Annotated in this window: 13 protein-coding genes; 5 read left to right on the top strand and 8 right to left on the bottom strand. The window is 67.7% G+C overall.

Features of this window, described 5'->3' with window-relative positions; genetic code table 11:
* Positions 1–85: 85 nt before the first annotated feature.
* Complete coding sequence (aqpZ, locus tag ACZ5MC_RS15375; protein ID WP_306601381.1) at positions 86–781, top strand: aquaporin Z; 696 nt, start codon at positions 86–88, stop codon at positions 779–781.
* A gap of 693 nt (positions 782–1,474) precedes the next feature.
* On the top strand, positions 1,475–2,803 hold the full coding sequence (gene ltrA, locus ACZ5MC_RS15370) for a group II intron reverse transcriptase/maturase (protein ID WP_464516197.1): 1,329 nt from the start codon (positions 1,475–1,477) through the stop codon (positions 2,801–2,803).
* 169 nt (positions 2,804–2,972) lie between these two features.
* Here ltrA and fbaA read toward each other — a convergent pair whose 3' ends face one another.
* Positions 2,973–3,998 (bottom strand): class II fructose-bisphosphate aldolase, encoded by a 1,026-nt coding sequence (fbaA, locus tag ACZ5MC_RS15365; protein WP_306601380.1) that lies wholly within the window; start codon positions 3,996–3,998, stop codon positions 2,973–2,975.
* 103 nt (positions 3,999–4,101) lie between these two features.
* Between fbaA and ACZ5MC_RS15360 the strand changes: the two genes are divergently transcribed.
* Complete coding sequence (locus ACZ5MC_RS15360; protein ID WP_306601379.1) at positions 4,102–5,331, top strand: MFS transporter; 1,230 nt, start codon at positions 4,102–4,104, stop codon at positions 5,329–5,331.
* A gap of 6 nt (positions 5,332–5,337) precedes the next feature.
* Here ACZ5MC_RS15360 and ACZ5MC_RS15355 read toward each other — a convergent pair whose 3' ends face one another.
* The 4 genes from ACZ5MC_RS15355 to ACZ5MC_RS15340 form a co-directional block, all read right to left on the bottom strand.
* Positions 5,338–6,066 (bottom strand): SDR family NAD(P)-dependent oxidoreductase, encoded by a 729-nt coding sequence (locus ACZ5MC_RS15355; protein WP_464516196.1) that lies wholly within the window; start codon positions 6,064–6,066, stop codon positions 5,338–5,340.
* Positions 6,063–6,680 (bottom strand): DUF502 domain-containing protein, encoded by a 618-nt coding sequence (locus tag ACZ5MC_RS15350; RefSeq protein WP_306601377.1) that lies wholly within the window; start codon positions 6,678–6,680, stop codon positions 6,063–6,065. The genes ACZ5MC_RS15355 and ACZ5MC_RS15350 overlap by 4 nt, the downstream gene beginning before the upstream one ends.
* 7 nt (positions 6,681–6,687) lie before the next feature.
* Positions 6,688–7,344: a CDP-diacylglycerol--glycerol-3-phosphate 3-phosphatidyltransferase gene (gene pgsA / locus ACZ5MC_RS15345; protein WP_306601376.1), complete on the bottom strand. Its 657-nt coding sequence runs from the start codon at positions 7,342–7,344 to the stop codon at positions 6,688–6,690.
* A gap of 120 nt (positions 7,345–7,464) precedes the next feature.
* The gene (locus ACZ5MC_RS15340; RefSeq protein WP_464516195.1) at positions 7,465–8,070 is read right to left on the bottom strand and encodes a hypothetical protein; all 606 of its coding nucleotides are present in this window, start codon (positions 8,068–8,070) and stop codon (positions 7,465–7,467) included.
* Between the two features lie 69 nt (positions 8,071–8,139).
* Here ACZ5MC_RS15340 and ACZ5MC_RS15335 point away from each other — a divergent pair, with 69 nt between their 5' ends.
* Complete coding sequence (locus tag ACZ5MC_RS15335) at positions 8,140–9,018, top strand: epoxyqueuosine reductase (RefSeq protein WP_464516194.1); 879 nt, start codon at positions 8,140–8,142, stop codon at positions 9,016–9,018.
* A gap of 76 nt (positions 9,019–9,094) precedes the next feature.
* Positions 9,095–10,993, top strand: coding sequence for a biosynthetic arginine decarboxylase (speA, locus tag ACZ5MC_RS15330; RefSeq protein WP_306601373.1), 1,899 nt, complete (start codon positions 9,095–9,097; stop codon positions 10,991–10,993).
* Between the two features lie 35 nt (positions 10,994–11,028).
* On the opposite strand, the gene ACZ5MC_RS15325 is transcribed toward speA, so the two are convergent.
* Genes ACZ5MC_RS15325 through ACZ5MC_RS15315 form a run of 3 tightly spaced genes read right to left on the bottom strand, consistent with a single transcriptional unit; the run spans position 11,029 to position 12,861 of the window.
* Positions 11,029–12,084, bottom strand: a complete 1,056-nt coding sequence (locus ACZ5MC_RS15325) for an HDOD domain-containing protein (RefSeq protein WP_464516193.1) — start codon at positions 12,082–12,084, stop codon at positions 11,029–11,031.
* A gap of 31 nt (positions 12,085–12,115) precedes the next feature.
* Complete coding sequence (gene arfB / locus ACZ5MC_RS15320) at positions 12,116–12,541, bottom strand: alternative ribosome rescue aminoacyl-tRNA hydrolase ArfB (protein WP_464516192.1); 426 nt, start codon at positions 12,539–12,541, stop codon at positions 12,116–12,118.
* 11 nt (positions 12,542–12,552) lie between these two features.
* On the bottom strand, positions 12,553–12,861 hold the full coding sequence (locus tag ACZ5MC_RS15315; protein WP_306601370.1) for an STAS domain-containing protein: 309 nt from the start codon (positions 12,859–12,861) through the stop codon (positions 12,553–12,555).
* Between the last annotated feature and the right edge of the window lie 6 nt (positions 12,862–12,867).

Below are 12,867 nucleotides of genomic sequence, written 5' to 3'. Positions count from 1 at the left end.
CCGCGAAGCCGGAAGGGGCACTTTTACCTGGAACTCAGGGGCACGGCTTGTAGAATGCAGGGGAATTTTCCATGAGGAGGTGCCCGTGCCACTGACCCATCGTTTGTCCGCGGAAGTCTTCGGAACCTTCTGGCTGGTGCTGGGCGGCTGCGGCAGCGCCGTGCTGGCCGCGGCCTTCCCCGGCGTGGGCATCGGCCTGCACGGCGTGAGCCTGGCCTTCGGGCTCACCGTCCTCACCATGGCCTACGCCGTGGGCCCCATCTCGGGCTGCCACCTGAACCCGGCCGTGACCCTGGGGCTGGCCGTGGGCGGGCGCTTCGCGTGGAAGGACGTCGCCCCCTACTGGGCCGCGCAGGTTGCGGGCGCGGTCCTCGCGGGCGGGGTGCTCTTCCTCATCGCCTCCGGCAAGCCCCTGTTCCAGGCCGGCGGGTTCGCCAGCAACGGGTACGGCCTCCACAGCCCCGGGCAGTATTCGCTGGGCTCGGCCTTCCTCACGGAGGTCGTGATGACCTTCTTCTTCCTGTTCGTGATCCTCGGCGCCACGTCCCGCAAGGCGCCCGCCGGGTTCGCCCCCATCGCCATCGGCCTGTGCCTGACCCTCATCCACCTGGTGAGCATCCCCGTGACCAACACCAGCGTGAACCCCGCCCGGAGCACCGGGGTGGCCTTCTTCGCGGACGGGGGCTGGGCCCTGGGGCAACTGTGGCTGTTCTGGGTGGCTCCGCTGGCCGGGGCCGCCCTGGCGGGCCTCGTGTTCCCCAGGCTGGACAAGGATTCATAGCCTGCAAGGATGGCTTTCTTTTATCCATTTTATTTTCCCCGTCCATCCCCGTTCATCGCCGGCAAATCATGCGAATGAATTTGCCGGCGATGAACGGGGAGTGCGCCAGGCCAAGCCTGGGCGAGGAGGATGGATGACCTAAGACAGACTGAAACCTCGCAATGGAGCCCAGCGGGGAGGCAGCAAGCCCCGCCCGGCAAAGCTGGCCAGCAGCCGGAACCGAGTCTTGCGTGGGGAAGGGCGACCGACCTCGTGAAGCGTAGACAGGGAGTGCATGGGCCGTGTGATGGAGCCCCGAAAGCATCCAACCGTGGGAGTCGACGCCGTTCTCCGATCGGAAGACAGCACCCGAAGGTCGCAAGGGCCTGACCGTAGGGTCCCACCGGGGTCATAGAGCAGGGCACGTGCACAGGGGTTCCCCAGGAACCTGGGAGATCCAGCCATCTCCGCCAACAACCCAGTGGTGAGGGAAGCCACGTAAAACGAACCCAGGCTCGCCGGGGGGTGCCGCCCCCGGCGGGAGCGAACAGCCGGCACAGGGCGGTACCGCAAACTGAAGGAAACGAAGGAGCGCGGGAGGGGTGGCCGGAAGTCGGAGCAGCTCATAGTAGCGATGATCGCGGGGAACCGGGCCGCCGGGACCCGCTGGAGCCAAGGAGCTGCCGGATCACGGAACCGTTGAAGGGAAAGATAATGGGTGCAATGACATCCAACAGCGTCTCCACGAAACAACAACGGATCGCAGAACTGGCCAGGATCCACCCGGAGGTGGCTTTCACCTCCTTGGCCTACCACATGGACCTGGACTGGATGAAGGAAGCCTTCGGGCGCACCCGCAAGGATGGGGCGACCGGGGTGGACGGCGTGACGGGCAAGGAATACGGGGAAAACCTGGAGTCCAACCTCCAGAGCCTCCTGAACCGGGCTAAGAACGGCGACACCTACAAGGCCCCTCCAGTCCGGAGAACCTACATCCCGAAAGGGGATGGCAGCCAACGCCCCCTGGGCATTCCCGCCTTCGAAGACAAGGTCCTGCAAAGGGCCGTGGTGATGGTGATGGAACCGCTCTATGAGCAGGACTTCCTGGACTGCTCCTACGGGTTCAGGCCCGGGCGCTCCGCGCACATGGCGCTGGAGGCGATTTGGCAGGGGTTGATGGACATGGGGGGAGGCTGGGTGCTTGACGTGGATATCCGTAAGTATTTCGATACTTTGGACCACGGGAAGCTGCGGGAAATCCTTGACCTGCGGATGAAGGACGGCGTTCTGAGGCGCCTGATCGGCAAATGGCTCAACGCGGGCGTGCTGGAGAAAGGATGCATCACGCACCCGGAAACCGGCTCGCCCCAGGGCGGGGTGGTCAGTCCGATGCTCGCCAACATCTACCTCCACGAGGTGCTGGACGTGTGGTTTGAAAGGGAGGTCAAGCCCCGACTCCGGGGTCGGGCCTTCCTGGTGCGCTACGCGGACGACTTCGTGATGGGCTTTGCCCAGGAGGAGGATGCCAAGCGGGTTATGGAAGTCCTGCCCAAGCGGTTCGAGCGGTATGGCCTGACGATCCACCCGGATAAGACCCGGCTGGTGGAGTTCTGGAAGCCGAGGGAGCCCAGGGACCCCAATGGGGGACCAGGCCACTTCGACTTCCTGGGATTCACCCACTACTGGGCCACGGCCAAGAACGGCCGGTGGGTGGTGAAGCGGAAGACCGCGAAGAGCCGGATGAGTCGGGCGCTCACGAAGATCGGGGAGTGGATGGCCAAACACCGCCACCTCCCGGTGCGTGAGCAATGGCGGACGATCAACCAGAAACTGGTCGGTCACTTCAGGTATTACGGGATCACGGGGAACTCCAGGGCCCTGGCGCACTTCCGCTATGAAGTTGGGCGAAGGTGGCGTGGATGGCTCAACCGGAGGTCCCAGCGGGCCCGCATGACCTGGGATCGCATGAACAAGCTTCTGGCTCGGTTCCCACTGGCCCCAGCCATCAGTTACGCATCGAAACTACGTCCTCAGCGACCGTGACGAGGAGCCGGATGCGGTAGTCCCGCACGTCCGGATCTGAGGGGGGCCGGGGGCGCAAGCTCCCCGGCCTACCCGACTGAAAAAGGATAAAAATTGAAATCCGGAATCCAGGCATTCAGCGGGCGGTGAGGATTGGAACCTGAATGCCTTGCGATTCGGGAATCAACCTCTAGATCTGGCCCAGGGTCTTCCCGGCGCTGCGCAGGTCCTCGCAGGCGCGGACGACGCGGTCGGCCATGCTCTGCTCGGCCTTCTTCATGTAGGGGCGGGGATCGTAGGCCTTCTTGTCGCCCACTTCGCCGTCGATCTTCAGGACGCCGTCGTAGTTCTTGAACATGTGGCCGGCGATGGCGCGGGTGAAGGCGTACTGGGTGTCGGTGTCCACGTTCATCTTCACCACGCCGTAGTCCAGGGTGGCGTGGATCTCGGCCAGGCTTGAGCCGGAGCCGCCGTGGAAGACGAGGCGGCTGCGCTGGCCGGGGAAGGCCTTGTCGATGGCGGCCTGGCCGTCCCGGAGGATCTCGGGGCGCAGGACGACGTTGCCGGGCTTGTAGACGCCGTGCACGTTGCCGAAGGTGGCGGCCAGAAGGTACCTGCCCAGGGGGGACAGGGCCCTGTGCACTTCCACCATGTCCTCGGGGGTGGTGTAGAGCTTGTCCTTGGGGACGCCGCTGGTGTCGTGGCCGTCCTCCTCGCCGCCCACGACGCCGGTCTCCACCTCCAGGATGATCTCGCTGGCGGCGCACCGCTTCAGGAGTTCCGCGGAGCGCCGGATGTTCTCGTCCAGGGGCAGCTCGGAGCCGTCGAACATGTGGGCGTTGAAGAGGTTGCCCTGGCCCGCGGCGCGGCGGCGCTCGGTCTCGGCGATGAGGGGGAGCACGAAGGTCTCGAGGTACTTGGGGTGGCAGTGGTCCGTGTGCAGGGCCACGTTCACCTCGTAGTGCTGGGCCATGTAGTGGACGTACTGGGCCAGGGCGATGGCTCCGTAGGCCATGCTCTTGACGCCCAGGCCGCTCATGAACTCGGCGCCGCCGGTCGAGATCTGGACGATGCCGTCGGCCTTGGCGGTCTTGAGGCCGAGGAGGACCGCGTTGGCGGTCTCGGTGGAGGTGACGTTGAAGGCCGCGTAGGCGTACTTCCCTTGCTGCGCCTTGTCGAGCATCGTGAGGTATTGGGCGGGGGTGACAACCGGCATCGGATTCCTCTTTTCTGGTCAGGTCGATTCAGTTTGACACCTGCCCGGGGCCTGGGGCAATGTGAGTCCTTCGGCGCCCGGTTTCCATCGAGGAGCAAAGCCCATGTCGCACCGGAAGGGATTCCTGGCGGTCCTCAACCTCACCGTCCTGGTGGCGGCCCTGGGGTATTTCGTGGACATCTTCGACCTGCTGCTGTTCCCCATCGTCCGGCAGCAGAGCCTCCTGGCCATCGGCGTGCCGCCCTCGGGGCTGCTGGACACCGGGGCCTTCCTCCTGAACGTCCAGATGACCGGCATGCTCCTGGGGGGCATCCTCTGGGGGGTCATGGGCGACAAGAAGGGCAGGCTCTCGGTCCTGTTCGGGTCCATCGCCCTCTACTCCGCCGCCAATTTCGCCAACGCCTTCGCCGCCTCGGTGCCCCTCTACGCCGTGTGCCGCTTCGTGGCGGGCTTCGGCCTGGCCGGGGAGCTGGGGGCGGCCATCACCCTGGTGAGCGAGGTCCTCTCCAGGGAGACCCGGGCCTACGGCACCACCCTGGTGGCGGCGGTGGGGGTGTCCGGGGCCGTGGTGGCGGGGCTCGTGGGCAACTACATGACCTGGAAGGTGGCCTACCTGGTGGGCGGGAGCCTGGGCTTCGCGCTCCTGCTCCTGCGCATCGGGGTGGCCGAAAGCGGGATGTTCGCCCAGATGAAGACCGGGGGGGTGGCGAGGGGCAGCCTCTGGATGCTCGTGAACGACCGGGACCGGCTCTTCCGCTACATGGCGTGCATCGCCATCGGCATGCCCACCTGGTACGTGGTGGGCATCCTGGTGACCTTCTCCCCGGAATTCGCACGGACCCTGGGCGTCATCGGCACCGTGAAGGCCGGCACCGCCGTGGCGTTCTGCTACGCGGGGCTGGTGCTCGGGGACGTGTCCTCGGGCGTGCTGAGCCAGGTGCTCCGCAGCCGCCGGGGGGCGGTGGCCGCGTTCCTGGTGCTCGACGCCCTGGTGGTGCTGGCCTACCTCTTCGGGCTCCATGGGCGGAGCCCGGCCTTCCTGTACGGCCTCTGCGCGGCCCTGGGCTACACCATCGGCTACTGGGCGGTCTTCATGACGATCGCCGCCGAGCAGTTCGGCACGAACCTGCGGGCCACGGTCACGATCACGGTGCCCAACTTCGTGCGGGGCGGCCTGGTGCCCATGGCCCTGCTCTTCGCCGCCCTGAAGGCCCCCATGGGCCTGGTGGGCTCGGCCCTGGCCGTGGGCGCGCTGGCCATCGGGATCGCCCTGCTAACCCTCTGGGGACTGGCGGAGACCCATGGGCGGGACCTGGACTTCCTGGAGCGCTGAAGGGCTTCAGAACACGGCGGCGGCGCCGCCGTCGATGGGGATGACCGTCCCCGTCGTCCAGCGGCTCTCGTCCCCGAGGAGGTGGATGGCCAGCGCGGCCACCTCCTCCTCGCGGCCGAGGCGGCGCAGGGGATTGACCCGGGAGAGCGCGTGCAGGGCCGCGGCCGGATCCGGGGCGGTCTTGAGGCGCGCGTCCACCATGGCGGTGTGGACGGGTCCCGGGGCGACGGCGTTGCAGCGGATGGCGCGCGGGGCCCACTCCAGGGCCAGCACCTGGGCCAGCATGTGCACGCCCGCCTTGGCCACGCTGTAGGCGGCGGTGTCGGGGATGGCCCGGATGCCCACGTTCGAGCCCACCAGCACGACGCTGGCGCCGTCCTTGAGGAGGCCGCCCAGGTGATGGCAGAGGAGCCAGGGGCCCTTCAGGTTGGATGCGATCATGCATTCGAATGCGAGGGTCGAGGTCCCCTCCACGCTGCCGGTGAGCAGGGAGCCCGCGGCCAGCACCATGCCGTCCAGGGGGGGGCAGTCCTTCGCGAACGCCAGCACGGCCTCGTCCCGGGTGTGGTCCAGGACGGCCCGGACGGCGTGGGGCAGGGTCTCCTTCAGGGCCTCCCCGCGGCGGCCGGCCAGGATCAGTTCCGCGCCCAGCGCGTCCAGGCGCCGGGCGCAGGCCCGGCCGATGCCCGAGCCGGCCCCCGTCACCAGGATCCGCCTGCCCAGGAAGGGCTTCACGGGAGCTTGACGCCGGAGGGCGTCACCACGCCGCCGGAGACGGCCCAGGTGAGGGCCTGCTCGGGGCTGATGGGCATGGGGGTGACCTTGGAGGCCTCCACCATGATCACGTAGCCGGAGGTGGGGTTGGGCGCTGTGGGGACGTAGACGGCCACCATCTCCTCGCCCTGCCCGAAGCCGGCCCAGGTGCAGTCCCGGTGGGCCACGAAGCCCAGGGTGTAGGCGCCGGGCCGGGGCCATTCCACCCGCACCACTTCCTTGAACGAGCCGCCCTGGCCGCTCTGGATGGCGCTCATGAGCTGCTTGGTGGCGCCGTAGATGCCCTTGACGACCGGGATGTACATCACCAGCTCGTCCAGCCACCCGAGGATCTGGCGGCCCACGAAGTTGCCCACCAGGGCCCCGGCCAGCAGCAGGAGGGAGATGGTGGCCGCCGCGGAGATGAGGGCCAGGCCCCAGGCGGGCGGCACCGGCAGGTGGAGCATGGCGGCGACCATGGAGGCCGGCCCCCGGAAGATGTCCACCAGGGAGTTGAAGATGGCACGGAGGATCCAGAACGTCACCACCGAGGGCAGCAGCGTGAAGAATCCCGCCAGCAGATATTTCCTGAACATGTTTGCCTCACACCTTCCGGTCGGGGGACTCGTGGGCCGACAGGCGCCCGTGGCCTGCGAGGAGGCTGGGGCCCAGCTTGCTCCAGAACTTCCGGAAGTAGGTCACCGCGCTCCAGATGGAAAGGATCATGGCCACCCAGAGCAGCAGCACGCCCATGCCCCAGAAGAAGCTGTAGGGCCTGGGGAAATGGATGAAGACCCGGAAGATCGGCAGGCCGGTCCAGTCCAGGAGCCAGCCGTCGAGCACCGGCCCCAGGAGCAGGCAGGAGATGGCGGCGATCTGGAAGCCCAGCTTCCATTTGCCCAGGCGCTCTGCGGCGATGGTGACGCCCTCCTCGCTCGCGATGCCCCGGAGGCCCGTGATGGCCATTTCCCGCCCCAGGATGATGAAGGTCATCCAGGCCGGGGCCATGCCCAGCTCCACCAGGCTGATGAGGGCGCCCATGATGAGGAGCTTGTCCGCCAGGGGGTCCAGGAGCTTGCCCAGGGTGGTCACCTGGCCCCATTTGCGCGCCAGGTAGCCGTCCAGGAGGTCGGTAAGGCTCGCCGCCCAGAAGACCAGGACGCCGATGATTTCATGATTGGTAACCCGCGTCAGGAGCACCACCACGAGGATGGGCACCATGAGGATCCGGGCGAGGGTCAGGTAGTTGGGTACGGTCATGGGATAAGGGGCACTTTCAGGGCTCTCGGCGATGGAGGGTCGAATCGTCTTCCAGGTTGAAGCTCCAGTCTAACGGCTCCGGAGGCTGTTCAACCCATCGAAGGAGTTGGCTTTAATCGTTTATATTATCGTCAAATCCCCTTTTCCGGCCAGCCTCTGCCACTGGGAGTCCTCGATGACCTCGAAGGCGCCCTCGGGGCCGTCGGGAAAGAGGAGGCTCTCCCGGGAGACGCGCACCCGGGTCCCGCGGGCCTGCAGGGCCGTCAGGAGCGCCAGGGCCTCCGGGTCCTCCAGGAGGCCGGTGGCCTCCAGGGCCAGGCCCACCCAGGGCACCTGGGGGTCCAGCTCGCGCAGCACGCCCAGGAGGAGGCGCCTTCCCACGCCGCCGTTGCCGGCGCCGAGCGATGCCCGGGTGAGCAGGAGGGGCCGGGGCCGGGCCTGGAGCGGGGCGGGGACGATGCGGGTCACGGGCTCGACGGCGCGAACCGGGGCGGGCGCCGGCGCGTCCGCGCCGGCCGTCTCGACGCGCCAGCCCGAGCCCTCCCGGTAGGGCGTGGCGGTGCGCCCGGAGCGCTCCAGGAACCGCTGGACGTTGTGCAGGAGCATCTCGTCGCCGCCGATGATCACGCGCAGGGGGAGGCCGGGATGGTCCTCCAGCACCCGGCTCACCTCCCGGAGGGCCTCGGAGACGGTGACATCGAAGAGTTCCAGGGTCAGGATATCCATGACTGGAGTTTAAATCTTTTGTCCACACCGAAAGCCGAAGAGTTCAAGGAATGGCTGCGGACCGCCGCGATGGAACGGGGATTCGCCCGCGTGGGCTTCGCCTCCTGCGCGCCCTTCGACCGGGAACGGCTCTCCCGTTGGTTCCAGGAGGGCCGGGGCGCGCTCCTGCCCTACCTGCGGGAGGAGGCCCTGGCCGACCCCGCCTCGGTGATGGAGGGGGCCCGCACGGCTCTGGTGGGGTTCTTCCCCTACGCACGGCCCGCGGCCGTGCCCGGCGCCGCCGAGGGCTCCCTGAAGGTGAGCCGCTACGTCTGGGGCCCGGACTACCACCGGATCCTCAAGCCCCGGCTCAAGGCCCTCCTCGCAGAGGCCCAGGAGCTCTGGCCCGGCCTCCAGGGCCGGGTGTGCGTGGACACGGCCCCGATCCTGGAGCGCCAGCTGGCCGCCAGGGCCGGCCTGGGCTGGCAGGGCAAGCACACGCTCCTCATCGCCGGCAAGGGCGGCTCCTGGGGCTTCCTGGGGGTGGTGCTGCTGGATGCCGAGCTGCCCCCGGATCCGCCCTTTCCCGGGGAGCGGTGCGGCTCCTGCACGCGGTGCCTGGATGTCTGCCCCACCGGAGCCCTGGAGCCCTTCAGGCTGGACCCCGGCCTCTGCCTGACCACCTACACCGTGGAGACCGAGGCGCCGCCGCCGCCCGCGGTGGAGGCGGCCCTGGCCGCCACCCGGTGGGCCGCGGGCTGCGACCTCTGCCAGGAGGTCTGTCCCTGGAACCGCGCGCCGCTCTGGGGCGACGGCGGGCTGTGGGGGGGGGCAAGCCCGCTCCACACCCAGCCCGCGGAGGCGGGCCGGATGGGCGTCGGAAGGTGGCAGTCGCTGACCCGCGGGACGGCGCTGCGGAGGGTCCGGCACCGGCACTGGCTTGCCACCCTGGGCAGGATATTGGGCTAGGGCGGGTTTCCTTGTTTATTCCCAAGCCGTTTTTCTATAACGTGGCACGAGGGGAAACCCACCGGAGAAGACCTAGATGGCGATAAAGAATTTCACGGTCCAGGACGCGATGTCGATGTACGGCGTCAAGGAATGGGGCTATGGTTTCTTCGGCGTGAACAGCAAGGGGCACCTCGTCGTCCACCCCACGCGGGACGAAAACCTGTCCTGCGACGTGTTCGACATCGTCCAGCACCTGCGGAAGAAGGGTGTGGCCACGCCCCTGATCCTGCGCTTCCCCCAGATACTCGCGGCCCGGGTCACGGAGCTGAACGAGGCCTTCCACAAGGCCATGCGCGAGTACGACTACGCCGGCAGCTACCAGGGCGTATACCCCGTGAAGACCAACCAGATCAAGGAGGTCGTCGACCAGGTGGTGAAGGCGGGCTACAAGTACCGCTACGGCCTGGAGGCGGGCTCCAAGCCCGAACTGATGATCGCGCTGTCCATGAACCTCCACCCGGACGCCCTGGTCACCTGCAACGGATACAAGGACGAGACCTTCATGCGCATGGCCCTCCTGGCCCGCAAGGCCGGACGCAATGTGCTCATCACCGTCGAGAAGATGACCGAACTTCCCATGATCCTGAAGGTGGCCAAGGAGCTCAAGGTCGAGCCGCTCCTGGGGCTGCGCTTCAAGCTCAACGCCATGGGGAGCGGGAAGTGGGAGAGCTCGGCGGGCGACCACTCCAAGTTCGGGCTCAACACCCAGGAGCTGCTGGAGGCGGTGGAGACCCTGGAGAAGAAGGGCCTCCTGGACTCCGTGGTGGAGCTGCACTTCCACATCGGCAGCCAGATCACCGACATCCGCCGGGTGAAGACCGCCATGAAGGAGGCGACCCGCATGTACGCCAAGCTCTACAAGCGCGGCGTTCCCCTGAAGTACCTCAACGTGGGCGGCGGCCTGGGCGTGGACTACGACGGCAGCCGCACCACCTTCAGCTCCTCCATGAACTACACGATCGACGAGTACGCCTCCGACGTGGTCTACACCACCCAGGACGTGTGCACCCAGGAGCAGGTGCCGGTGCCCAACCTCCTGAGCGAGTCGGGCCGGGCCATCGCGGCCTTCCACGAAGTCGTCGTGGTGGACATCATCGGCCTCATCGACACCACGCACACCAAGTACCGCGTCGAGCTCACGGGCAACGAGGCCCAGGTGCTCAAGGAGCTGGCCTACACCCGGGACAACCTCTCGGTGAAGAACTTCGCGGAGATGTACCACGACGCCATCACCCAGAAGGACGAGCTCATCACGCTCTTCAACCTGGGCTACCTGTCCCTGGACGACCGCGCCAAGGGCGAGATCCTTTTCTGGGAGGTGTGCCGCAAGCTCTCGAAGATCTTCAGCTACAAGAGCCTGAAGTACATCCCCGAGGAGTTCCAGGACCTCTCCAAGAGCCTGGCCGACAAGCTCATCGCCAACTTCAGCCTCTTCCAGTCCATGCCCGACCACTGGGCCATCGACCAGCTCTTCCCCGTGATGCCCATCCACCGCCTGAAGGAGAAGCCCACCATCTCCGCCACGCTCTGCGACATCACCTGCGACAGCGACGGCAAGATGGAGAAGTTCATCGACCTCAAGGACGTGCGGGACGAGATCAGCCTCCACGAGCCCAAGGGCGGAGAGCCCTACTACCTGGCCTTCTTCCTCACCGGCGCCTACCAGGACATCCTGGGCATGCGCCACAACCTCTTCGGCGCCCCCACGGAGGCCCACGTGGTGGTCAACGAGGACGAGGACTTCAAGATCCAGCAGATCATCCCCGGCGACACCATGGACCACGTCCTGCGCAGCGTCCACTACGACCCCGACGAGCTGGTGGAGGGCCCCACCCGCCGCCGCCAGAACAAGAGCGACGCCGGCGAGGCGCTGAAGGCGCTGCTGACGCAGCAGCGCAGCCTGCCGACGTACCTGGAGATGAACGAGCACTGATTCTACTGCCGGGGCCTGGAGATGCGCCCCCGCAGCTAGGGGAACAGCACCTTCACCTTCTCCACATGCAGCTGCATCTCCCGGTGCAGCAGGCTCACGCCCCTGCGCACCAGCCGCATGGCCTGGATGCTCTGGCGCGTCTCGTCCAGGCGGCGAGGGTCGGCGGGGTCCTTCACCAGGCGGTGGACGCCCGAGACCATGCGCAGGATGTGGATCTCCATGTCGTCCGCGCCGTCAGGGACCGCGGCGTCGTGGTGGCGGCGGCAGATGTCCTGGAGGTGGGCGGGGAGGCCCCAGATCTCGTGCACGGCGCAGCCGATGTCCACGTGGACCCGCTCCAGAACCTCGTCAACCACGGGATCCGGAAGGGGGGCCTCCACCTCCCCCGCGATGACGAGGGCCGCAAGGGAGCGCAGGGCGAGGGATTTGCCCATGTCGTGGAACATGCCCGCCAGGAAGGCGCGGTCGGCGCGGCCCACGTGCTGCTCGAATGCGAACTGGCTGGCTCCGAAAGCCACGGCCATGGTGTCCAGGAAGAGGTCCGACCACCTCTGCCCGAAGATCTCGTATTCCACGCGCAGCCCCACGTCGAACAGGCTGCGCCCCGCCACGCCGGCGGCGATCTCGCCCACGCCCCGCAGGCCGATGCGCATGACGGCCATGCGCATCTCATTGACGTCGGTGCCCCGGTTGTACAGGGCCGAATTGGCCACGCGCAGCACGTTCATGGAGATCGCGGGATCGGGGCTGATGGCCTTGAGGAGCCTGGCCATGTCCACGTCCGGCTCGTTGAGCAGGTCGATGATCCGCACCGCCAGGGCCGGGAAGGACGTGGGGTCCGGATGGTTCCGGCCGAAGTGCTCCATGACCCTGGGGACCAGCCGCTCCACCTGCTCCAGTTCCCCGGGCGACAGGGGCCGGGGAGGGGGCTCGGCCGCGCCGGAAAGGAGGGCCCAGGGCCCGTCGAAGGGGTCCGGCGCCGTCGCCGCGGCGGGAGCCTCCGCCGGGGCGGGGGCCTCCGCCGGGGCGACGGCCCGGGCCTCGGGAAGGCGGGCCTGGCCGCGGAAAAGGTTCCTGAAGGGATTGATCACTCCCCCATGGTAATGAAGGAAGCCGTTCCTGTCAGTCCCAGTCCTTGCGGGTGCGGTCCTTCTTCACGGCCCCGGCGCGCTTCTTGACGATGAGGCGCACCGTCCTGCTGGAACGGGTGGGGCGGGTGGGCCTGCGCGGGATCGGGGCCTTGAGGGCCTCCAGCACGGCTCCGGCCACCTTGGAACGGGCGTCCTCGAGGTTCTGCAGCTGGTCCCGGGTGCGCGAGCTCGTGACGATCCAGCGCCCGTCGGCGTCCAGCTGGTTGCGGACCCTGCCCCGGAGGCGGTCCAGGGACGCGGGGTCCAGGCCCTCGATGAGGGCGAGGTCCACCCGCACCTCAACCTTGGAGGCCACCTTGTTCACGTTCTGGCCCCCGGGGCCTCCGGCCCTCACCGCCTTCACCTGGAAGGCGGCGGCGGGGATGACGACCGTGCCGGTGACTTCGAGGGCGTCCATCCGGCGCCCTCTCAGTCCGTGATCTGGAAGAGTCTCTCGAACCTCACCACTTCCAGGAGGTTCATGACCGGCGGGGAGGGGCGGTGGAGCACGACGGCCACCTGGCGGGCCTCGGCGGACTCGCGAAGAAGGAGGATCATGCCCAGGGAGCTGGCGTCGAGGTAGGTCACCTTCTCCATGTCCAGGACGATGCGCTCCAGGGGCCCGGACTCCAGGGCTTCCCGCGTGCAGGCCTTGAAGCCCGGGTGGGCCTCGAATGTGAACCGGCCCTCGAGTCCGATCGTCGCCGTAAGGCCCTCAATCCGGCTCGTGAAATTCATGCGTCC

This window comes from Mesoterricola sp. JemC181 (assembly GCF_055384585.1).
The sequence above is the reverse complement of the archived record's forward strand: the minus strand, read 5'-3'. Positions and strand labels throughout refer to the sequence as shown.

Coding starts and splice junctions, on each gene's coding strand:
- fbaA (WP_306601380.1), bottom strand. CDS start 3,998: ATGCCGGTTGTCACCCCCGCCCAATACCTCACGATGCTCGACAAGGCG.
- arfB (WP_464516192.1), bottom strand. CDS start 12,541: ATGGACGCCCTCGAAGTCACCGGCACGGTCGTCATCCCCGCCGCCGCC.
- ltrA (WP_464516197.1), top strand. CDS start 1,475: ATGGGTGCAATGACATCCAACAGCGTCTCCACGAAACAACAACGGATC.
- ACZ5MC_RS15350 (WP_306601377.1), bottom strand. CDS start 6,680: ATGTTCAGGAAATATCTGCTGGCGGGATTCTTCACGCTGCTGCCCTCG.
- speA (WP_306601373.1), top strand. CDS start 9,095: ATGGCGATAAAGAATTTCACGGTCCAGGACGCGATGTCGATGTACGGC.
- ACZ5MC_RS15335 (WP_464516194.1), top strand. CDS start 8,140: ATGGAACGGGGATTCGCCCGCGTGGGCTTCGCCTCCTGCGCGCCCTTC.
- ACZ5MC_RS15315 (WP_306601370.1), bottom strand. CDS start 12,861: ATGAATTTCACGAGCCGGATTGAGGGCCTTACGGCGACGATCGGACTC.
- ACZ5MC_RS15360 (WP_306601379.1), top strand. CDS start 4,102: ATGTCGCACCGGAAGGGATTCCTGGCGGTCCTCAACCTCACCGTCCTG.
- ACZ5MC_RS15340 (WP_464516195.1), bottom strand. CDS start 8,070: ATGGATATCCTGACCCTGGAACTCTTCGATGTCACCGTCTCCGAGGCC.
- pgsA (WP_306601376.1), bottom strand. CDS start 7,344: ATGACCGTACCCAACTACCTGACCCTCGCCCGGATCCTCATGGTGCCC.